Annotated in this window: 1 protein-coding gene; it reads right to left on the bottom strand. The window is 48.1% G+C overall.

Going from position 1 to position 769, the window contains the following annotated elements; translation table 11 throughout:
- Positions 1–769, bottom strand: a 769-nt coding sequence (locus R7190_RS26915; RefSeq protein ID WP_318137803.1) for an FAD-binding oxidoreductase, incomplete at both ends; no start/stop codon positions are given.

The raw sequence follows: 769 nt of genomic DNA, 5'->3' as shown, positions 1-769 counted from the left end.
ACAAACTTGGTAGCCGATAATACCCGCTTCTTCTGTTTCCAACATGATATCGAGTTTGGCGGTTAACGCCGCGACCTGCGCAGCAACTTCTCCTTCGTCTTGCCCTGCGTATTCCACCATATTGATGCCAAGCATTTCTTTGTTTGGCACGTCGGTGATCAGATCGCTCACGGTGTGCCAGACAATGTCTTGCTTCGCGAGATTAAGTACTTTTGAGTCAACAGTTTCGACAGAAAGCGCTTTCGCTTCGACCATAAATGGCGCATTGCGCAGTGCAGAGTCAAAGCTGTTGTATTTCACGTTAACTAAGGTACGGGCTTTCGGAATTGGCGTCAGATTTAGCTTCGCTTCCGTAATAAAGGCCAATGAGCCTTCTGCTCCACACAGCACTCGTGTGATATCGAAACGGTCATCTTCTTCATTTAACGCGTTCTTTAAGTCGTAGCCCGTTAGGAAGCGGTTGAGAGGAGGAAATTTATCCACGATCTGCTGGCGTTTATCTCGACAAACTGATTCCGTCACTTGTAACGCCGTAGCGGCAAACTCGCCTTCTTTTGGATAACCATGAGACAAATCAGACTCTAAAATCGAGCCATCAGCAAACACCGCTTGCAACGACAGTACATGGTCAGACGTTTTCCCGTATTTAAGAGAGCCTTGACCAGAGGCGTCGGTATTTACCATCCCGCCAATCGTTGCGCGGTTGCTGGTCGACAAATCTGGAGAGAAAAAGTAGCCGTAAGGACGAACCGCATCGTTCAACTGATCT

The organism is Vibrio sp. 1078-1 (assembly GCF_033340475.1).
This window is presented reverse-complemented; position numbering and strand designations above follow the sequence as displayed.